At 33.8% G+C, this 21,335-nt stretch carries 14 protein-coding genes; 3 read left to right on the top strand and 11 right to left on the bottom strand.

Annotated elements, in window-relative coordinates; translation table 11 throughout:
* The first annotated feature begins 4 nt into the window (after positions 1 to 4).
* Positions 5 to 2,587 (top strand): phosphoenolpyruvate carboxylase, encoded by a 2,583-nt coding sequence (locus tag HM981_RS02715; protein ID WP_179337046.1) that lies wholly within the window; start codon positions 5 to 7, stop codon positions 2,585 to 2,587.
* Positions 2,588 to 3,023: 436 nt separating this feature from the next.
* Here the strand turns inward: HM981_RS02715 and HM981_RS02710 are convergent, their stop codons facing one another.
* Positions 3,024 to 4,223, bottom strand: coding sequence for an ammonium transporter (locus HM981_RS02710; RefSeq protein ID WP_394351700.1), 1,200 nt, complete (start codon positions 4,221 to 4,223; stop codon positions 3,024 to 3,026).
* Positions 4,224 to 4,363: 140 nt separating this feature from the next.
* The gene (locus HM981_RS02705; protein ID WP_179337044.1) at positions 4,364 to 5,392 is read right to left on the bottom strand and encodes an outer membrane beta-barrel protein; all 1,029 of its coding nucleotides are present in this window, start codon (positions 5,390 to 5,392) and stop codon (positions 4,364 to 4,366) included.
* A gap of 440 nt (positions 5,393 to 5,832) precedes the next feature.
* On the opposite strand from HM981_RS02705, the gene gltB reads away from it, so the two are divergent.
* Positions 5,833 to 10,347: a glutamate synthase large subunit gene (gene gltB / locus HM981_RS02700; protein WP_179337043.1), complete on the top strand. Its 4,515-nt coding sequence runs from the start codon at positions 5,833 to 5,835 to the stop codon at positions 10,345 to 10,347.
* 4 nt (positions 10,348 to 10,351) lie between these two features.
* On the top strand, positions 10,352 to 11,815 hold the full coding sequence (locus tag HM981_RS02695; RefSeq protein WP_179337042.1) for a glutamate synthase subunit beta: 1,464 nt from the start codon (positions 10,352 to 10,354) through the stop codon (positions 11,813 to 11,815).
* A gap of 146 nt (positions 11,816 to 11,961) precedes the next feature.
* Here the strand turns inward: HM981_RS02695 and argH are convergent, their stop codons facing one another.
* The 9 genes from argH to HM981_RS02650 form a co-directional block, all read right to left on the bottom strand.
* Positions 11,962 to 13,236 (bottom strand): argininosuccinate lyase, encoded by a 1,275-nt coding sequence (gene argH / locus HM981_RS02690; protein WP_179337041.1) that lies wholly within the window; start codon positions 13,234 to 13,236, stop codon positions 11,962 to 11,964.
* Between the two features lie 97 nt (positions 13,237 to 13,333).
* On the bottom strand, positions 13,334 to 14,395 hold the full coding sequence (locus tag HM981_RS02685) for a M20 family metallo-hydrolase (protein WP_179337040.1): 1,062 nt from the start codon (positions 14,393 to 14,395) through the stop codon (positions 13,334 to 13,336).
* A complete protein-coding gene (gene argB, locus HM981_RS02680) occupies positions 14,392 to 15,168 on the bottom strand; it encodes an acetylglutamate kinase (RefSeq protein WP_179337039.1) in 777 nt (258 codons plus the stop codon). The genes HM981_RS02685 and argB overlap by 4 nt, the downstream gene beginning before the upstream one ends.
* Positions 15,169 to 15,230: 62 nt before the next feature.
* Positions 15,231 to 16,166 carry a Rossmann-fold NAD(P)-binding domain-containing protein gene (locus HM981_RS02675; RefSeq protein WP_179337038.1) on the bottom strand — a complete coding sequence of 312 codons (936 nt, stop codon included), beginning with the start codon at positions 16,164 to 16,166 and terminating at the stop codon, positions 15,231 to 15,233.
* 61 nt (positions 16,167 to 16,227) lie between these two features.
* On the bottom strand, positions 16,228 to 17,370 hold the full coding sequence (locus HM981_RS02670; protein WP_179337037.1) for an aspartate aminotransferase family protein: 1,143 nt from the start codon (positions 17,368 to 17,370) through the stop codon (positions 16,228 to 16,230).
* Entirely contained in the window at positions 17,367 to 18,167 is an 801-nt protein-coding gene (proC, locus tag HM981_RS02665) for a pyrroline-5-carboxylate reductase (RefSeq protein WP_179337036.1), read from the bottom strand. Before proC ends, HM981_RS02670 begins: the two co-directional genes overlap by 4 nt.
* Before the next feature lie 76 nt (positions 18,168 to 18,243).
* Positions 18,244 to 19,227, bottom strand: coding sequence for an N-acetyl-gamma-glutamyl-phosphate reductase (gene argC / locus HM981_RS02660; protein ID WP_179337035.1), 984 nt, complete (start codon positions 19,225 to 19,227; stop codon positions 18,244 to 18,246).
* A gap of 54 nt (positions 19,228 to 19,281) precedes the next feature.
* Positions 19,282 to 20,463, bottom strand: coding sequence for an argininosuccinate synthase (locus HM981_RS02655; RefSeq protein WP_179337034.1), 1,182 nt, complete (start codon positions 20,461 to 20,463; stop codon positions 19,282 to 19,284).
* Positions 20,456 to 21,085 carry a GNAT family N-acetyltransferase gene (locus tag HM981_RS02650; protein ID WP_179337033.1) on the bottom strand — a complete coding sequence of 210 codons (630 nt, stop codon included), beginning with the start codon at positions 21,083 to 21,085 and terminating at the stop codon, positions 20,456 to 20,458. Before HM981_RS02650 ends, HM981_RS02655 begins: the two co-directional genes overlap by 8 nt.
* Positions 21,086 to 21,335 lie beyond the last annotated feature (250 nt).

Below are 21,335 nucleotides of genomic sequence, written 5' to 3'. Positions count from 1 at the left end.
TTAAATGCCAACACAGCCAAAGCTTACTCGATTTAATCAAAACGTAATGTCAAAGTATCAGATATACAACAGTATATTTATGACATTGCCGTTTGATAGCGTTACAAAAACAGGAGCATTATTACCATTGTTCCATGAGACTTGTCAAAAAGGATTTATTAAAAAAGAAGACCCAACAACCATAGTTGAAACGTTCTTTAATAAATATCAAGCCAGACGCTCGTCTCAAAGTCAGATTAATTTGTTGTTCCGGTTTATTCAATATATAGAACGTCAAGTGGTTTTGTTTGATGCTATTGAAGATGCCTCTTTCCCTGTTGTTAATAACATGGATGGTATTGGAACGCTTCGTAATTTAAAAGAAACGGTTTCTGCAGAAGGTAAATTAGAGACGCTTAAAAAATATTTAGAAGAGTTTAAGGTTCGTATTGTTTTAACAGCGCATCCTACACAGTTTTATCCAGGTTCTGTTTTAGGAATTATTACAGATCTAACAGAAGCTATTCGTGAGAATGATTTACTTCGGATTAATGAATTGTTAGCACAGCTAGGAAAGACTCCATTTTTTAAAGATAAAAAACCATCACCTTATGATGAGGCTGTGAGTTTAATCTGGTATTTAGAGAATGTTTTTTACAAATCTTTTGGTACCATTTATGATTACATTCAGCAGAACATTTTTGATGGTAAACAAATAGAAAACGATATTATTAATATTGGTTTTTGGCCAGGTGGAGATAGAGATGGAAACCCGTTTGTTACTCCTGAAATTACGCTAAACGTAGCAAAAAGATTACGAGATACTATAATTAAGAATTACTACAGAGACGCACGTCAATTAAGACGAAAATTAACCTTTGAAGGTGTCGAAGAAAAAATTGTAGTCTTAGAAACGGAACTTTATAAAATTATTACTAATAAAACCTCAACGTTAACAGTAGAGAGTTTTGCTTCAGCATTAAAAGAGATTAAAGATGTTATTGTAGATAAGCATCAATCGCTTTATGTATCTGAGGTAAATAGCTTAATGAATAAGGTTCATCTTTTTGGGTTCCATTTTGCGAACCTAGATATTAGACAAGATAGTAGAAAGCATGATCAGTTTTTTAATGATATGGTGAATGCTTTAATTGAAAGCGGAAGCGATATTTTTCCGAGAGATTATCATGAACTACCTGAAGCAGATCAAGTTAAGATTTTATCGAAAGCGAAAGGAGAGGTTGATTTGTCTTTAATTAAAGATGAGGAAACATTAAAAGCTTTGCAGACGATGAAAGCTATTAAAACGATTCAAGAAACGAATGGTGAAAAGGCTGCAAATAGATATATTATTAGTAACAATCAAACCACTCTCAACGTTATGCAATTATTTGCAATGTTGAATTTGGTCGCTTTTCAAGATAAATTAACCGTAGATATTGGGCCGCTTTTTGAAACCATAACAGATTTAGAAAATGCACCTGCAGTAATGGAGGAGTTGTATACAAATCCTGAATATGCAGCACATTTAAAATCAAGAGGAAATAAGCAAACAATAATGCTAGGTTTTAGTGATGGTACTAAAGATGGCGGTTATTTAATGGCTAATTGGGCTATTTATAAAGCAAAAGAAAATTTAACAACAGTATCTAGAGCACATGGAATTAAAGTTATTTTCTTTGATGGTAGAGGTGGACCTCCAGCTCGTGGTGGTGGAAAAACACATAATTTTTATGCATCTCTAGGACCAACAATAGAAGATGAAGAAGTACAATTAACTATACAAGGGCAGACAATAAGTTCTAATTTTGGAACTTTAGAATCGTCTCAATATAATCTTGAACAATTAATTAGTTCAGGTATTGGTAATAGTATTAGTGAAAAAGATTTAACCATGTCTGATGAAGATAGAAGTGTTATGACAGATTTGTCAGAGCGAAGCTACACAGCATATTCTGGTTTTAAAGCACATCCAAAATTTATTTCATATTTAGAAAATATGAGTACTTTGAAGTATTATGCTAAAACTAATATTGGAAGTCGTCCATCTAAACGTGGAAAATCTGAAGGTTTAGTGTTTGAGGATTTAAGAGCGATTCCATTCGTAGGATCTTGGAGTCAATTGAAACAAAATGTACCAGGCTTTTTTGGTGTGGGTACAGCATTGAAGCATTATGAGGATGCAGGTGAATTTGAAAAAGTTCAAACGTTGTTTAAAACATCAGATTTCTTTAAAACTTTAATTGAAAATAGTATGATGTCGTTGTCTAAGTCATTCTTTGGATTGACAAGGTATATGGCTGATGATCCTGAGTACGGAGAATTTTGGACTATCATTTATAATGAATATGAAACATCTAAACGTTTAATACTAAAACTAACAGGTTACAGTGAGTTAATGCAAGAAGAGCCTGCAGGTAAAGCTTCTATTGCGGTAAGGGAATCTATAGTTTTACCTTTATTGACTATTCAGCAATATGCATTAAAAAAGATTCAAGAGCTTGAAAAATCTGGTGTTAAACCTGATGATGAGCAAATGAAGATTTTTGAGAAAATGGTAATGCGTTCGTTGTTTGGTAATATTAATGCAAGTCGTAATTCAGCTTAAGAATTATAATTTTATATAATAAAATAGCCTTCTAAGTTTTATACTTAGAAGGCTATTTTTTTTTGTCTTAAATATGTTATGTGTTATTTCTGTTTATAATAAAATAACATGGACTTAAAGCTCTGATAAAATAATTAGTAAATACGTGTTGAGGTTAAAATAATCTCTTTTGTGTAGTTTTTTATTTTAACTCAAGGTCCATTGAGTTTGTGGTTGCTTCAATGAGTGTTGTTGTGCTTATATAAGTTTTGGTTTTTGGGTTGCTTGTTTGGTTTAAAATGTAGAGGTGCTAAATTGTTCTTTTGATAGGAGTTTCTAGATACTTTGTAAAACAAAAAAGAACCTCTAAAGCATAGGCTTTAAAGGTTCTTTTGTTAGAACTAAAATTAAGATTTAAATAATAATCAAATATTATATGATTATTGTTTTTGAGAGTTTATCCTCTATCTCTTTTTCCTGGGAAAGCAATTTCGCCATGTTCAGAGAGATCAAGACCAACTATTTCTTCTTCTTCAGAAACACGAAGACCTATCGTAGATTTTAAGATTTTAAGGATAATGAATGATAATCCAACAGACCAAGCTGCATAAGCTAAAACACCTGTAGCTTGTGCACCTAGTTGTGTGAATCCACCACCATTAAATAAGCCTATTCCTGTGTCTCCATCAATTCCCCAAAGGCCAATAACAAGTGTTCCCCAAGCTCCAGCGACTCCATGTACAGAAGCTGCACCAATAGCATCATCAATTTTAAGTTTTTTCTCAATAAACTCAATAGAGAATACAACTAAGATACCTCCTATGAGTCCTGCAGCAAGAGCTCCAAATGCAGACATGTTTCCACAACCTGCTGTTATGCTTACTAATCCTGCTAATGCACCGTTTAATGTTTGAGGTAAATTTGGTTTACCATACCAGATCCATGTTGTTATTAAAGCAGCTAATCCACCAGCTGCTGCTGCTAAATTTGTAATTAAAACAACGTTAGAAGCTGCGATTGCATCTGCTCCTCCCCATGCTAATTGAGATCCACCATTAAATCCAAACCATCCTAACCAAAGTATAAAAACACCTAAGGTTGCAAGAATTTGGTTGTGTCCTGGTATAGAGAAAACTTTACCATCTACATATTTACCTATTCTAGGTCCTACCATAAATGCAGCTACAAGTGCAGCCCATCCACCAACAGAGTGTACAATAGAAGATCCAGCAAAATCAATAAATCCTAATTCAGTTAACCAACCAGAACCTTGCCATTGCCATCCACCAGCTATTGGGTAAATTAAAGCAGTCATTACTATTGAAAATATAATGTATGTTGAATACTTTGTTCGTCCTGCAATTGCTCCTGATACAATAGTTGCTGCAGTTGCCGCAAACATAGTTTGGAAGAATAAATCTGCTCCTTCACCTTGCATTAGTCCACTCCAAAAAAACCATCCATTAGAAGTGTCTCCGTACATTAATGAATATCCAACTAACCAGTATGTTAATGATCCTACACAAATGTCGAGTAGGTTTTTCATGGCTATGTTAGCTGCGTTTTTTGAGCGTGTCATTCCTGTTTCAACAAGTGTAAAACCTGCTTGCATAAAAAATACTAAGATACCAGAAAGTAGCATCCAAAGCATTCCCATGTCTCCATTGATTGCGCTTACCGCGTCTTCAACGTCTTTTGTTGTAGCCGCTACAACATCTTGTGCTACGACTAGATTTGGGAGTATTGTTAAAAAATTATCTGTCATAATTATTGGTGTTAGTTAGTGTTTTTTGTTTGTTAGAATGTATAAATAGCTGCTAATGTAAATGCGCTTAAGCTACTAGCTGCTACACCATCATTGTCTACAACATTTCCATATATACCTCCATCTGCATCAGTTAAAGAATCTAATCTAAACTCTGGCTTAATGATTAAGTTGCTATCTACAGTGTAGCTACCTGTTAATGTTAATCCTAATACGCTAGGATAATCGATACTGTCGTCATCTCCATGTAATGCGAAATATTCACCTCTTAATCCAATGCTAAAATCATCAGATGTAGCGTATTGTGGGTATAATGCAGCTCCGTAAAAACCACTTCCATCATTGTCATTGTATGCCGCGTTAATTCCTAAGAAAAATTCTTCAGAAACATCAAAACCACCTGTATAGTCAACTTCGAAACCTAATCCTCCATTGTTTCCACTATCATAGTAAAAATTTAAATATTGACCAGAATAGCCTAATTGTGCTCCGAATGAGTATTCACCAGTTGTAGAAGTGTTGTTAGTATCCCAAGGATTCATAACGGCTAACATTAAGCTAAAATCATCAGATAAAGCAAAATCTGCTTTTAAACCCATATGAGAGAAAGGTCCGCTAGAAAATAAATAAGATGTGCTGTAGTTAAAGTTTGCTGCAGGAGCAATAACTTCATAGCCTAAATATGTATTAAAACGTCCCATGGTTAAAGTGGTGTTCTCAGAAACATTCCAGTAAACGTATGCTTGGTTTACAATACCATCAACAATATCACTATTAAAAGTTGCTGCAGCACCTCTTGGTCCTGTAACTAAATCAAGAACAGCACCTACTTTACCACTTTCGTAGCTGGCGATGATGTTTCCCATGCCTAAAGCAAAACCAGTTTGATCAGCGAAAGCAGTACCAAAAGACGCTCCAACGTCGTCAGGTGCAGATATATAAGTTTGAAAATAAGCATCTACACTACCTGATACTGTGAATTTCTTTGCGACTTCAGTAGAGTCTTGTGCTGTTAATACTACTGATGCCAATAGTAATGCTGATGTTAGAATTTTTTTCATAATTATTATATTTAAATAGTTAGTTCAGTTCAAATCTATGTAATATTAAATTATACCCTAAAAAATAGAGGGTTAAAATGTAATTTTTATGAATATTCAATTTTATACCCTATAAATTTTAGGGTTAAAATTAATTTGAGCGTTTTTTTTGATATATCAATAATTTGAAATTGAGTAAATTGATTAGAAATTGTGATTTTTGTGCGCTATTTATAAAGTTTTTATGCTTTTAAAAACGATTTCTCAAGAATTTTAGAATTATGTTGAATATTATTCATTGGTTAATTAGTAGTATATCTCGTTATTATTGCAAGATTTTCATTCAAAATGCCCTTTACTAGTGATATGGGAAAATTGTTTCAACTATTTTTTTTATTAATTTTTTGCGTATATATTAGAGCATAAATAAGGGGTAAAACCCTTTTAAAATATGCTTAATTATGTTTAAAAAACAAGGCCTTTATTTACCAGAATTTGAACACGAAAATTGTGGTGCAGGATTTATCTGTAATCTTAAGGGAGAAAAGACAAATCAAATTATACATGACGCTTTAGAGATTCTTGTAAAATTGGAGCATCGAGGAGGTGTAAGTTCAGATGGAAAAACGGGAGATGGAGCAGGTTTATTAATCGATATACCTCATGCTTATTTTAAGCGTGTTTGTGGTTTTAAAGTTCCAGTTAAAGGTAAATATGCTGTTGGTATGGTGTTTTTGCCAAAAAACAGGAACCAGTATAAGTTTTGTAAAGATACTTTTGAAAAAGAAATAATAGCACAAGGACTTTCTATTATTGGATGGAGGGAAGTGCCTGTAGATTCAACACAATTAGGTGAAATTGCTCTGGCTTCAGAGCCTAATATTGAGCAACTATTTGTTGGGAAATCTAACGAGGTTTCAGAAGATGCATTCAAGGCAAAATTATATGCTGCACGGAAAATAACAGAACATACAGTAGCAAAATCTAAAATGTCACAGAGTTCATACTTTTATGTGTCTAGTTTGTCTACTAATACATTGATATATAAGGGTATAATTATGCCTGAAGATATTGGGCCTTATTATAAAGATTTACAAGAAGATGATTTAGTAACACGTTTAGCTTTAGTGCATCAGCGATTTTCAACTAATACAATGCCTACTTGGGAATTGGCTCAGCCTTTCCGATTTATGTGTCAGAATGGAGAGATCAATACACTACGTGGAAATGTTAGTAGAATGCGTGTCCGCGAAGAGATCATGAAAAGTGATGTTTTTGGACCACAAATAGATAAATTATTTCCAATTATTTTACCAGGTAAATCCGATTCTGCATCTATGGATATGGTTGTAGAATTATTAACACATACAGGGCGTTCTTTACCAGAAGTAATGATGATGATGATTCCTGAAGCTTGGGAAAAACATGCAACAATGTCTCCGGAACGTAAAGCATTTTACGATTATAATGCTTGTATTATGGAACCTTGGGATGGTCCAGCTTCAGTACCTTTTACAGATGGTAATTATATTGGAGCTTTACTCGATAGAAACGGGTTAAGACCATCGCGATATACGGTTACTAAAAGTGGGAAATTGATTATGTCTTCTGAAATTGGAGTCGTAGATATTGATCCAGCAGATGTAGAAAGTCATGGCCGTTTAGAACCAGGGAAAATGTTTTTGGTAGACATGAATCAAGGTCGTATCATCAATGATGAAGAAATTAAAAGTAAAATTGTAAGCGAGCGACCATATCAAGAATGGTTAGATAAAACAAGATTACACTTAAAAGATATTCCGTACACAGGAGAAACGTGTCCAATAGAACTATTAGATATTAAAACAAGACAACGTTTGTTTAATTATACGTTTGAAGATATTCAAGAAGTTATCACGCCAATGGCTATAGTAGGTAAAGAAGCTTTAGGGTCAATGGGGATTGATACACCTTTAGCTGTTTTGTCTAATAAACCACAGTTAATTTCAAACTATTTTAAACAATTATTTGCGCAAGTTACAAACCCACCTTTAGATGGTATTAGAGAAGAAATTGTAACAGATATTAGTTTATCGTTAGGTAAGGATAGAAATATTTTTAGCATCACAGATAGACAATGTAGAAAGTTAAAAATTCAAAATCCAGTAATTTCAAATGACGATTTAGAAAAAATAAGACATATCGAAGTAGAAGGTTTTAAAGCTGAAACTATTGAAATGTTATATCAAAAAGATAGAGGTCTTAATGGTCTAGAAGATGCTTTAGATCACATAATTGTTCAGATTGAAAAGGCAATAGTAAGAAAGACAAATATCATTATTTTGTCAGATAGAGGCGTGAGTAAGGAGTTGGCACCAATTCCTGCATTATTAGCGTGTTCTTATGTAACTCACCAAATGAATCGTTTACGTAAGCGTTCATATTTTGATATTATTATTGAATCTGCAGAACCACGTGAGCCACATCATTTTGCAACATTATTTGGATATGGAGCCAGTGCTGTAAATCCGTATATGGTAAATGAAATTATTAGAGCGCAAGTAAAAGAAGGTTTTATTACAGGTATGGATGAGCAAAAAGCTGTCGATAATTTTAATAAAGCTATTGGGAAAGGAATTTTGAAAGTGATGAATAAAATAGGGATTTCAACATTGCGTTCTTATAGAGGTTCTCAGATTTTCGAAATTGTAGGTTTTAATTCTCAGTTTGTCGAAAAATATTTCCCATACACGGCTTCAAGAATTGAAGGTATAGGCTTATATGAAATTGAAAAAGAAATAGAAAAACGATACAAGTTTGCTTATCCAAATACAGCAGTAGATAAACGTTTAGGTTTAAATATTGGTGGAGATTATAGATGGCGACGTAATGGCGAAAAGCATTTATTTAACCCAACAACCGTTGCGAAATTACAACAAGCCGTTAGGTTAAGTGATCAAGCAAGTTATGATGTATATGCTAAAGCTATTAATGAGCAGTCAGAAAACCTAATGACCATTCGTGGTTTATTCGAATTTAATAATATCGATCCTATTCCTATTGAAGAAGTAGAACCATGGACAGATATTGTTAAGCGTTTCAAAACAGGCGCGATGTCTTATGGCTCTATTTCAAGAGAAGCACATGAAAATTTAGCGATTGCAATGAATAGAATTGGTGGAAAATCCAATTCAGGCGAAGGAGGAGAAGACCGAAAACGTTTTCAGCCAGATGTAAATGGAGATAGCAGAAATTCTGCTATTAAGCAAGTTGCTTCTGGTCGTTTTGGAGTAACATCTCATTATTTATCAAATGCTAGAGAAATTCAAATTAAAATGGCTCAAGGTGCAAAACCTGGAGAAGGTGGTCAATTGCCTGGAGAAAAAGTATTGCCATGGATTGCAGCGGCAAGAAATTCAACTCCATTTGTAGGTTTAATTTCGCCACCACCACATCACGATATTTATTCTATTGAAGATTTAGCACAATTAATTTACGATTTAAAAAATGCAAATCGTGAGGCTAGAATTAATGTTAAATTAGTATCAGAAGTTGGAGTAGGGACTATTGCTGCAGGAGTTGCAAAAGCCAAAGCAGATGTGGTTTTAATTTCAGGTTATGATGGAGGAACAGGAGCATCACCTTTAACATCATTGAAACATGCAGGTTTACCTTGGGAACTTGGTTTGGCAGAAGCACAACAAACTTTAGTACTTAATAATTTAAGAAGTAGAATTGTAGTTGAATGTGATGGGCAGTTAAAAACAGGTCGTGATGTTGCCATAGCAGCATTACTAGGTGCAGAGGAATTTGGATTTGCAACAGCACCTTTGGTAGCTTCAGGATGTATTATGATGCGTAAATGTCATTTAAATACATGTCCTGTTGGTATCGCAACTCAAGATAAAACGTTGCGTAAAAACTTTAAAGGCACACCAGAACACGTTATTAATTTTTTCTACTATTTAGCAGAAGAATTACGACAAATTATGGCAGAATTAGGATTTCGGTCTATGTCAGAAATGATTGGTCAAACGCATAAAATAAATGCGAATAAAGCAATCAAACATTACAAAGCTAAAGGCTTGGATTTATCTTCGATTTTATATAGGTCAGAAGCTTACAGTAAAATGACGGTTAAGAATACAGAAAAGCAAGACCATAATTTAGATAATGTTCTAGATTTTAAAATTCTAAAAGATTCACATCGTGCGTTGTATAGAAAAGAGAAGATGACGCTTTCATACAAAATCAATAACATAAACAGAACGGTTGGTGCTATTGTGAGTAATGAGATATCAAAAATATATGGTCATTTAGGATTACCTGAAGATACCATAAATATAAATTTTGAAGGTTCTGCAGGGCAAAGTTTTGGTGCTTTTGGCGCTCACGGATTAACTTTTAAACTGGAAGGTAATACTAATGATTATTTAGGTAAAGGTTTGTCTGGAGCTAAATTGATTGTAAAGAAACCAACTAGAGCAACTTTTATTGCGGAAGATAATATCATTATTGGTAATGTTTGCTTATTCGGCGCTGTTGCTGGTCAGGCTTATATTAATGGTATAGCAGGAGAACGTTTTGCGGTTAGAAACTCTGGAGCAATAGCAGTTGTAGAAGGAGTAGGAGATCATTGTTGTGAATATATGACAGGTGGAAAAGTAGTTGTTTTAGGTAAAACAGGTAGAAACTTCGCCGCTGGAATGAGTGGAGGAATTGCTTACGTTTACGATCCTGAAAATAAATTTGTAAATGGTTTGTGTAATACCGAAACTATAGAGTTTGAAAGAATTCTTAAAAAAGATGCCAACGATTTAAAAACTATGATTGAGAAACATGTGGCACACACAGGTAGTCAATTAGGTGCACGATTATTGGCAGATTGGGAAACGAGTTTAAGCAATTTTGTACGCGTTATGCCAACAGAATACAAACGCGCTTTAAAACGTTTAGAGACAGAGGAACAAATGGTTGAAGAATTAGAAACAGTATAGGACAATGGGAAAAGTAACAGGTTTTAAAGAATTCGAAAGAAAAGACGAAAAATACACAACTGTAAAGGATCGTGTTAAAAACTATAATGAGTTTACAGTGCCTTTGAACGATAAGGACATGACTGAGCAAGGCTCGCGTTGTATGGATTGTGGAATTCCGTTTTGTCATAGTGGTTGTCCGCTTGGTAATCTAATTCCAGATTTTAACCATATGGTTCATCAAGGAGAATGGCAAAAAGCCTCATGGATATTGCATTCAACAAATAATTTTCCTGAATTTACAGGGAGGCTTTGTCCAGCACCATGTGAGCAAGCATGCGTGTTAGGTATTATTGAAGATCCTGTTTCTATAGAAAATATCGAAAAAAATATAGTAGAACGTGCATTTAAAGAGGGTTGGATAAAACCACAGCCGCCAAAAAATAGAACAGGTAAAACAATTGCGGTTGTAGGTTCTGGTCCTGCAGGTTTGGCAGCAGCACAACAATTAAATAGAGCAGGACATTTAGTTACGGTTTTTGAACGTGATGATGCTGTTGGTGGATTATTACGGTACGGAATTCCTAATTTTAAAATGGAAAAGGGCATTATAGATCGACGTATTGCGATTTTAGAAGCGGAAGGTATTGTGTTTAAAACTAACGTAAATGTTGGTGTAAATTACGATGTAAAAGAATTGAAAAAATTTGATGCTGTTGTTTTATGTGGAGGATCTACAGAAAGAAGAAGTTTACCAACACCAGGAATTGAAGCTGATGGAGTCGTGCAAGCGATGGATTTTTTAACACAACAGACCAAAGTTGTTTTTGGGCAAAAAATAAAAGATCAAGTATTGGCAACCGGTAAAAATGTAATTGTAATTGGTGGTGGAGATACTGGATCAGATTGTATTGGTACATCAAACCGTCAAGGTGCAAAATCGGTAGTTAATTTTGAGATTATGCCAAAACCACCAGGACATCGTTCACCAGCGACACCTTGGCCATATTGGCCGTTGCAGTTAAAAACGTCATCATCTCATAAAGAAGGAGTAGAGCGTAATTGGTTAATTAATACCAAAGAGTTTGTAACCAATGCTAAAGGGAAATTAACGGCTTTAAAAACGGTGAATGTGGAATGGGAAATGGTTCCAGGAGAGCGTCCAAAACTCATTGAAGTTGCAGGAACAGAAAAAACATGGAAATGTGATTTAGCATTATTAGCTTTAGGATTTACAGGTCCGGAATCAACCATTGCAGATAAATTGGGTTTGGATAGAGATGTCCGTTCTAATTATAAAGCAAGCTATGGAAAATATCAAACTAATGTGCCAAATATTTTTACAGCAGGAGATATGCGTCGTGGACAATCATTGATTGTTTGGGCAATTTCAGAAGGTAGAGAAGCTGCTCGTCAAGTAGATATTTACTTAATGGGTAAATCTGATTTGGCAACTAAAAATGAAGAAGGAGATTTAGTAGGACTATAATGAAATTAATATATAGAACCTTTCTACTACTATAAATCTTAAGGGTAAGTCTATTATTAGGGTAGAAGTAAAAGCATCTGGAAACAGATGCTTTTTTTATTTTATAAGGTTTTTAAAAATAGCCTAGAATTTGAAGTAATTACTATTTATTTCGGAAACTTAGCACGAATATCATCTAAGCATAAATTATGAATACTTCCAATATGAGAGTGTTCTTTTCCTAAATCCGGTTTATAAGTTCCAGATTGAACTTGGCTTCCAATTTTCTGATATGCTTCTCTAAAACTCATACCATCAACAACCATATTATTAATACTATCTACTGTAAATAGGTATTGATATTTTTCATCAGTTAAATCTATATCTTTCACTATGATTTGTTGAATAGAATAATTAAAGATGTCTAAAATATCCTTTACATCTTCAAATGCATTGATGATGTTTTCTTTCAATAATTGAAAATCTCTATGATAACCACTAGGTAAATTGTTTGTGATTAGTAACATTTCAGTATGTAAAGCCTGAATTTTATTACACTTTCCTCTTATCAATTCAAATACATCAGGATTCTTTTTGTGTGGCATAATGCTACTTCCTGTAGTTAATTCATCTGGAAACGTTACAAATCCAAAATTTTGACTCATATACAAGCAAATATCCATAGCAAAACGAGACATGGTGTTACATAGTCCGCCTAAAGCACTTGCAATGGCGCGTTCACTTTTTCCTCTGCTTAATTGTGCGGCAACCACATTATATTTTAAGGTTGAAAAGCCTAATTCTTTGGTGGTGATATCTCTATCAATTGGAAATGAACTTCCGTAACCAGCAGCAGAACCTAACGGATTTTGATCTGCGATTTTAGACACTGCATTTAAGACATAGACATCATCAATTAATAATTCTGCATAGGCAGAAAACCATAGACCAAAAGAGGATGGCATTGCCACTTGTAGATGTGTATAGCCTGGTAATAATTTGGTTTTATACGTGTCAGCTAAACCCAAAAGCGTGTCAAAAAACGTTTTTGTTTTGTCGTTAATAATTTCAAGATTCTCTTTGTAGTACAATTGAAGTGCCACTAAAACTTGATCGTTTCTAGAACGTGCAGTATGGATTTTCTTTCCAACTTCGCCTAAGGTTTTGGTGAGTTCGTGCTCAATTTTAGAATGTACGTCTTCAAATGAATCTTCAATGATAAACGTTCCAACTTCTATAGATTCCGCTAAAATCTTTAATCCTGATTTAAGTTGGATTAATTCATCAGAAGTTATAATTCCGATAGATTCTAACATTATAGCATGTGCTAAAGATGCTTGCACATCATATTTAGCAATATGCATGTCAATTTCTCTGTCGTTACCAACAGTGAATTGTTCTATTTTTTTATCGATTGAAAATCCTTTATCCCAAAGTTTCATCTTTTCTCTTTTTTTTGTCATTCCTGCGAGGGCAGGAATCTATTTTTTAAATTTTAGTTTGTATGTGGATTCCTGCTTTCGCAGGAATGACAGCACTTTATAATATTTTCTCTAACAACTTAATATAAATATCAATCCCTTCTTCAATTTCGGCCAAATAAATAAATTCATCTGCTGTATGAGAACGTGTGCTATCTCCTGGTCCTAATTTCAGAGAAGGACAACTTAAGACAGCTTGATCAGATAAAGTTGGTGAGCCATAAGTTTCTCTTCCAAGTTCTATTCCTGCTTCAACCAATTCGTGATTAATAGGAATTGAAGATGAATTCAATCGTAAGCTACGCGCTTTAATACTTGAGCATGGTGACTTTCTAGTTAAAATTTCTTCAATCTGTTGATTCGTGTATTTGTCATTGACACGAACATCGATAACCAAGTCAACTTCAGCAGGAATAGCATTATGTTGTTTGCCTGCGTTAATTTGAGTTACGGTCATTTTTACATCACCTAAAACAGGTGAATTTCGTGCAAACTGATAATCTTTAAACCATTTTAAAACCTCAATAGTGTTATAAATAGAGTTGTCTTTGTTTGGATGTGCGGCATGGCCAGCTGTACCTTTTACCTTGGCATCAAAAACAACTAGACCTTTTTCGGCTACGGCTAAATTCATTAGTGTTGGTTCTCCAACAATAGCAACATCAATTTCAGGGATGATACTCAACATGCTGTTTAATCCATTTGGTCCACTGCTTTCTTCTTCGGCAGAAGCCACAATAACTAAATTGTAGTTGAGATCTTTTTTGCTGTAGAAATACGTGAATGTTGCCATTAAAGAGACTAAGCAACCTCCAGCGTCATTACTACCTAAACCATATAATTTACCGTCTTCTACAATAGCTTTTAGTGGATCTTTAGTATAGCCATTGTTGGGTTTTACGGTATCGTGATGTGAGTTTAATAATAATGTAGGTTTGCTGTCATCAAAATGTTTATTGGTTGCCCAAATGTTGTGATGGTCTCTTTTAAAAGGAATCTTTTGCGTGTTAAACCATTCTTCAATAAGTAAAGCTGTGTTGTCTTCTTTTGAAGAAAATGACTGTGTTTCTATAAGTTGCTTGAGTAATGCAATCGCCTTTGTGGTAAGTTTTTCTATCATTTTGTAATGGTTGTGTGTTTGGTATTTGTATTGAAAAGCATTTCTGATTTTCCAATGCAAACTTTTTCAACGTTATGATTTATAGCGTAAAAGCAGTTGTTTAATTTGGGAAGCATGCCTTCGTAAATTATGCCGTTTTTAATTAAAGTTTGGTAGCTTTCTGTGTTAATGTTTTCAATTACTGAATCATCATTATTTACATCTTCAAGAACCCCGTTTTTTTCGAAACAATAATACAATTCTGTCTTATAAATTGAAGCAAACCCAATCGCTAATTCTGAAGCTATAGTATCTGCATTTGTATTTAGTAATTGTCCGTTTTTGTCATGTGTAATTGCGCAAAAAACAGGTGTAATATTATGTTGCAAAAGGATGTCTAGTGTTTCTGTATTCACTTGTTTTACATCACCTGCAAAACCATAATCAATAGGTTCTGTAGGTCTTTTGTTTGACACAATTGTATTACCATCAGCACCAGAAAACCCAATAGAATTACAGTTGTTAGCCTGTAATTGTGCGACTATATTTTTATTAATCTTTCCGGCATAAACCATGGTAATAATATCGAGAGTATCACTATCGGTTATGCGTCTACCTTCAATCATTGTTACAGGAATATTCATTTGGGTTGCTAATTTTGTAGCTAGTTTTCCTCCACCATGAACCAGAATTTTAGGACCTTTTATAGTCGAAAAATCTTTAATAAATGATGATAACGCATCGTCGTTATCAATGATGTTTCCTCCTATTTTTATGATTTTTAGTGTTTTCATTTAGTGCTCGCGAAATCGAGTATCTTTTTATTTAAACTTACTTATTTTAAACCTGCTAAGTCTTATAAATTTTCAAGTATCTGCTTCAACACAATTTGTGCTGCATAGGTTCTGTTGTTGGCTTGTTTTATAACGACAGATTGATCACTATCTAAAACAGCATCTTCAACAACTACATTTCGTCTTACAGGTAAGCAATGCATAAATTTTGCATGACCTAATTTAGCTTTCGTCATCATCCAATTCTCATCATGGTTTAGTACTTTTCCGTAGTCTTTATAACTGCTCCAGTTTTTGACGTAAACAAAATCGGCATCCTTTAAAGCTTCTTCTTGGTTGTAGTTTATTGGTGTGTCTTTGGTGATTTCTTCATTTAGTTCATAGCCTTTAGGGTGTGTAATGGTTAAGTCAACTTCTAAATTTTGCATCATTTCTATAAACGAATTAGCTACCGCTTGAGGTAATGCTTTTGGGTGTGGAGCCCAAGACAATACTATTTTTGGCTTTACTTTTTCTGTAAGCTCAGTAATCGTAATCGCATCAGCTAAGGCTTGCAGTGGATGTGCTGTAGCGCTTTCCATATTTACAATGGGAACGGTTGCGTATTTTTTAAAGCTATTAAGAATATATTCCGATTCGTCTTTCGTTTTGTCTGTTAAACTAGGAAATGCTCTCACAGCAATGATATCTGCATATTGTGAAATCACTTGGGCAGCATCTTTTACATGTTCAGATTTGTCCATATTCATTATGGTTCCGTCTTCAAATTCTAAATTCCAAGCGTCATTAACGTTTAAAATCATAACGTCCAAACCTAAGTTTTTCGCTGCTTTTTCAGTGCTTAAGCGTGTTCTTAAGCTTGAATTGAAAAATAACATGACCAAGGTTTTTCGTTTTCCTAATTTTGAAAATTCAAAAGGATTCATTTTTAATAAAATGGCATCCTTAATCGTTTCAGAAAGGTTTGGTATATCTTTTATTTGGGTATAATTTTTCATATTCATTTCCCACGAAAGTGGGAATCTCATTAATTAAACTTTAATTTTAAGGTTTTTCAAATTAGTCCTTATTTCTTTCTTTCAATTCGCTTTCTAAAGCCTCAAAAAACAAATCAACATGTTCTTTTTTGATTGTTAAAGGCGGAAGAATTCTAAGTAAATTCGGATGCTTTGCACTTCCAGTAAAAATATGCTGATTAAAAATCAACTTTTTACGAAGTTCAGCAATTGGGAAATCGAATTCTAATCCCAACATTAAGCCTCTTCCTTTTATATTTTTTATTTCTGAAATTGTATTTGCTTTATCTATAAAATAAGCTGAAATCTCTTTTGCGTTTTGCATGAGGTTCTCTTCTTCAATAACTTCTAAAACAGATAATGATGCAGCACAGGCGAGATGATTTCCTCCAAAAGTGGTTCCTAATAAACCAAAAGAGGCTTCGAAAGATGGATGAATTAAAATGCCTCCAATCGGAAATCCATTTCCCATGCCTTTGGCTATAGAAATAATATCTGGTGTAATGTTGTGTTTTTGAAAAGCAAAGAAATCTCCAGTTCTCCCAAAGCCAGATTGAACTTCATCTGCAATTAATGCCGTATTATATTGTTTGCAAAGTTGCTCTAAACCTTGATAGAATTCCGTTGTGCTTTGGTCTAATCCTCCAACCCCTTGGATAAATTCTACAATCACAGCACAGGTTTCATTTTGTTTTAAAATAGTTTCAACAGCATTTAAATCACCTAATTCTACAAAATCAACTTGTTGTTGGGCATTAATTGGTGCTACAATTTTTGGATTGTCGGTTGCAGCAACGGCTGCAGATGTTCTACCATGAAAAGAATTTTTAAACGCTAATACTTTCTTTTTTCCATTATGGAAAGATGCCAATTTTAAAGCGTTTTCGTTGGCTTCTGCTCCAGAATTACATAAAAACAATTGGTAATCTTTGCAGCCAGAAAGGGCTTCCAATTTCTCGGATAATTCTACTTGTAAAGGGTTTTGAATTGAGTTGCTGTAAAATCCAAGTTTTTCAACTTGATTGGTGATTGCAGACACGTATTTAGGATGCGAATGTCCAATAGATATCACTGCATGACCACCATATAGATCTAAGTACTTGGTATTGTTTTTGTCATAAACAAACACGTCTTGTGCCTTTACAGGTGTGATATCGAATAATGGATACACATTAAATAAACTCATATCTGTTCTTTTTTAATATTACTAATCTTGTTAAATGAAGCCACCATACCTTGAATTAGAGACGAACTTAATCCTTTGTGCTCCATCTCGTTTAAACCTTCGATGGTACAACCTTTTGGTGTGGTAACTCTATCAATTTCTTCTTCAGGATGATTCCCTGTTGTAATTAATAAATTGGCAGCACCTTCGCTAGTGTACATTGCCAATTCTTGTGCTTCTTTTGCATCAAAACCAAGTTGAATAGCGGCTTGTGTTGTTGCACGAATAAGTCGCATCCAAAAAGCGATTCCGCTAGCACAAACTACAGTTGCAGCTTGCATTTGAGATTCTGGAATAGCTAACGTGTGACCTAAACGGTTAAAAATAGCTTCGGCAATTTGAATACGCTTTTTACCTTTTTCATTACTACACAGACAAGTCATAGATTTACCAACAGCAATCGCTGTGTTTGGCATTGCTCTTATAACAAATTGATCTGTACCAACTATGGCTTCAATTTTTGGAATTAAAAATCCAGTTATTGTAGAAATTAAAACATGATTTTCTGTTAAATGAGGTTTTATGTCATTCAATATCTTTTCAAAATGTGTTGGCTGTACGGCAAATATTAAAATGTCAGATTGCTTTACGGCTTCAATATTATCTGATGTTAATATTACATTTTTATAACCATCCAAATCTTGAATATCATTCAAATTTCTTTTGGTTAAGTATAGTGTGGTAATGGCGTTATTAGTGATTAATCCTTTGGCTATAGATTTCCCTAAATTCCCTGTTCCTATGATTGCTATTTTCATATTTATTGACCGCGGAAGCGGTTATCTTTTTGATTAAACTCTATTCTAATTAAAACCTGACAGGTCTGAATATGTGTTAAAAATAGTTAGCTTTTAATTGTAATCCTTCTGTTTCTTCATATCCAAACATCAAATTCATGTTTTGAATGGCTTGTCCGGAAGCACCTTTTAATAAATTATCGATAACGCTTGTTACTAGTAATTTATCTTCATGTTTATGTAAATGAAGGATACATTTGTTGGTATTTACGACTTGTTTTAAATGAATGTCTTCGTCTGAAACAAAGGTGAAAGCAGCATCTTTATAAAATTCAGAATACAGTTTTTTTGCATCTTCTAAACTGCCATCGAACTTTGTGTAAAGTGTAGCGAAAATTCCTCTTGAAAAATTTCCGCGATTAGGCATAAAGTTGATATCAGAGTTAAAATCTCCTTGTAATTGATTTACCGTTTGATTTATTTCTCCTAAATGTTGATGTGTGAATGCTTTATAATGCGAAAAATTATTGTCTCTATATGTAAAATGTGTCGTTGCAGAAAGTGAGGTTCCTGCTCCTGTAGCACCAGTTACAGCATTAATGTGTACATCGTTTTGTAAAACTTCAGCTTTTGCTAATGGTAATAATGCCATTTGAATTGCTGTTGCGAAACAACCGGGATTCGCAATATAATTTGCTTTTTTTATCGCTTCTTTATTTAATTCTGGTAAACCATAAATGAAGGTTTTTCCATTAAAGACTTTATCTTTTGTTAATCTGAAATCATTACTTAAATCAATAATTTTAGTAGAATCAGAAAAACTATTTTTCTCCAAAAACGCTCTAGAATTACCATGACCTAAACACAAGAATAATACATCGATTTCGGGGTTTATTTCATTTGAAAATAGTAAATCAGTTGAGCCTAGTAAATCTTGGTGAACTTTACTGACTTTATTACCTGCATTAGATGTACTATAAATAAAATCGATTTCTACTTTAGAATGATGAATCAATAAACGTATTAATTCTCCTGCTGTATATCCAGCTCCTCCAATGATTCCTGTTTTTAATTTTTTCATTGTAATCTATTTTGAGACCTGCAAGGTTTTATAAACCTGTTAGTTAGGTCGTGTCTAATTATTTACTTGTTGATAAATCTTATTCTGATTACCAAAAATTTTAATAAATCCTTTCGCTTCATCTGCACTCCAACCTTTATTTTCTTCACCATAACTTCCAAACTTCGCACTCATTAAATCGTGTTTAGAAGAAATGCCATCTAATGAGAAGTGATATGGTTTCAATGTTACAAAAACATCACCAGAAACCATGTCTTGACTGCTTTGTAAAAAGGCTTCCATATTTCGCATAACTGGATCTAAATATTGACCTTCGTGTAAATGCATACCATAGAAGTTAGATAAATAATCTTTGTGTTGCAGTTGCCATTTGGTCAACGTGTGTTTTTCTAATAAGTGATGTGCTTTAATGATAACTAGGGCTGCAGCAGCTTCAAAACCAACACGCCCTTTAATTCCAACAATAGTATCTCCAACATGAATATCTCTACCAATAGCATAAGCAGAAGCTAAATTGTTTAAAACTTCAATATTAACTTCAGGGCTGTTTTCTTCTCCGTTAACAGCTGTTAATTCACCTTTAGAAAATGTAAGCACTACTTTTTCAGGGTCAGTATGTTTCAATTGTGAAGGATAAGCAGATTCTGGTAATGGTTTTTCTGAAGTCAATGTTTCTTCTCCACCAACACTAGTTCCCCAAAGTCCTTTGTTTACTGAATATTTTGCTTTGTTCCAGGACATATCGATTCCGTTTTCTACTAGGTAATCAATTTCTTGTTGTCTAGTTAATTTGCCATCTCTAATTGGGGTGATGATTTCTATTTCAGGAGCAATAGTCTGAAAAATCATATCAAAACGCACCTGGTCATTTCCGGCTCCTGTGCTTCCGTGTGCTATATATTTAGCGCCAATACTTTTTGCGTATTGTGCAATTTCAATGGCTTGGATAATACGTTCAGCACTAACAGATAAAGGATATGTGTTATTTTTAAGTACGTTTCCGAAGATTAAATACTTAATTACTTTATCGTAATACGATGCAATGGCATCAATATTTTTATAAGTAGAAACTCCCATTTTATAGGCGTTGCTCTCTATTGTTTTTATTTCATCGTTAGTAAATCCTCCTGTATTCACACTAACGGCGTGAACATCATAACCGGCTTTACTTAAACTTACTGCACAGTAAGACGTATCTAATCCGCCACTATATGCTATAACTAATTTTTTACTCATCTTTTTTGTCTTTTTTTAAAAACATGTTTTGTTTTATTAGCTTTAATCTTGTCCAAACTTTTTTATCATGATCATGATTTTCGGTTTTTGGAACTTCAGCCTTTTTAGGATCATATAACATGCCTGTGCATAAGCACATTTTTTGTTCTGTTCTTGTTAGTACATCGAAATTTTTACAGGTTTGGCAACCTTTCCAAAACGATTGGTCATCTGTTAATTCTGAAAACGTTACAGGTTTGTAACCTAAGTCGCTATTCATTTTCATAACCGCTAAACCAGTAGTGATGCTAAATACTTTAGACTCTGGATATTTAGTTCTAGAATGATCAAAAATGACTTTTTTAATCTGTTTTGCAAGACCTAGATTTCTGAAATCCGGATGAACAATAAGTCCAGAATTAGCAACAAATTTTCCATGACTCCAGGCTTCGATATAACAGAAGCCTGCAAATTTATCACCATCTAATGCTATAACAGCATTACCATTTTCCATTTTGGTAATAACATATTCTGGTTTACGTTTTGCAATACCAGTACCTCTAACTTTAGCAGCTTCGGCAATAGTTTCGCAAATAATTTCTGCATATATACTATGCGATTTATCAGCAATAACAATTTTCATTGTAATTGGTTTTTAATTATAAAATGTATTAATTTTTAGTTTTGAAAGCAGAACCGGACTCACCTAAGTTCTATAAATAGAAGTGTACCCTTACGGGCGACGAGGAAAAAAGCGGCGCACAATACTATGATTATCGGTAGCGATAATTAAAGTTTGAGAAAGGCTTTTGAAAGTTGAGTTGTACACAATAAAAAAATAAAAATGAATATAGAGTTTGTTGCTGTTGTATAAAATTAGCGACGTCGATTTA

It is taken from the genome of Winogradskyella ludwigii (genome assembly GCF_013403985.1).
GTDB lineage: Bacteria > Bacteroidota > Bacteroidia > Flavobacteriales > Flavobacteriaceae > Winogradskyella > Winogradskyella ludwigii.
This window is presented reverse-complemented; position numbering and strand designations above follow the sequence as displayed.

Bases quoted from the DNA above. Each gene is read 5' to 3' on its own strand.
- gltB (WP_179337043.1), top strand. From the start codon at position 5,833: ATGTTTAAAAAACAAGGCCTTTATTTACCAGAATTTGAACACGAAAAT.
- HM981_RS02670 (WP_179337037.1), bottom strand. From the start codon at position 17,370: ATGAGTTTATTTAATGTGTATCCATTATTCGATATCACACCTGTAAAG.
- HM981_RS02650 (WP_179337033.1), bottom strand. From the start codon at position 21,085: ATGAAAATTGTTATTGCTGATAAATCGCATAGTATATATGCAGAAATT.
- HM981_RS02695 (WP_179337042.1), top strand. From the start codon at position 10,352: ATGGGAAAAGTAACAGGTTTTAAAGAATTCGAAAGAAAAGACGAAAAA.
- argC (WP_179337035.1), bottom strand. From the start codon at position 19,227: ATGAAAAAATTAAAAACAGGAATCATTGGAGGAGCTGGATATACAGCA.
- argH (WP_179337041.1), bottom strand. From the start codon at position 13,236: ATGAAACTTTGGGATAAAGGATTTTCAATCGATAAAAAAATAGAACAA.
- HM981_RS02685 (WP_179337040.1), bottom strand. From the start codon at position 14,395: ATGATAGAAAAACTTACCACAAAGGCGATTGCATTACTCAAGCAACTT.
- argB (WP_179337039.1), bottom strand. From the start codon at position 15,168: ATGAAAACACTAAAAATCATAAAAATAGGAGGAAACATCATTGATAAC.
- HM981_RS02655 (WP_179337034.1), bottom strand. From the start codon at position 20,463: ATGAGTAAAAAATTAGTTATAGCATATAGTGGCGGATTAGATACGTCT.
- HM981_RS02675 (WP_179337038.1), bottom strand. From the start codon at position 16,166: ATGAAAAATTATACCCAAATAAAAGATATACCAAACCTTTCTGAAACG.
- HM981_RS02705 (WP_179337044.1), bottom strand. From the start codon at position 5,392: ATGAAAAAAATTCTAACATCAGCATTACTATTGGCATCAGTAGTATTA.
- HM981_RS02710 (WP_394351700.1), bottom strand. From the start codon at position 4,223: ATGGGAATGCTTTGGATGCTACTTTCTGGTATCTTAGTATTTTTTATG.
- HM981_RS02715 (WP_179337046.1), top strand. From the start codon at position 5: ATGCCAACACAGCCAAAGCTTACTCGATTTAATCAAAACGTAATGTCA.
- proC (WP_179337036.1), bottom strand. From the start codon at position 18,167: ATGAAAATAGCAATCATAGGAACAGGGAATTTAGGGAAATCTATAGCC.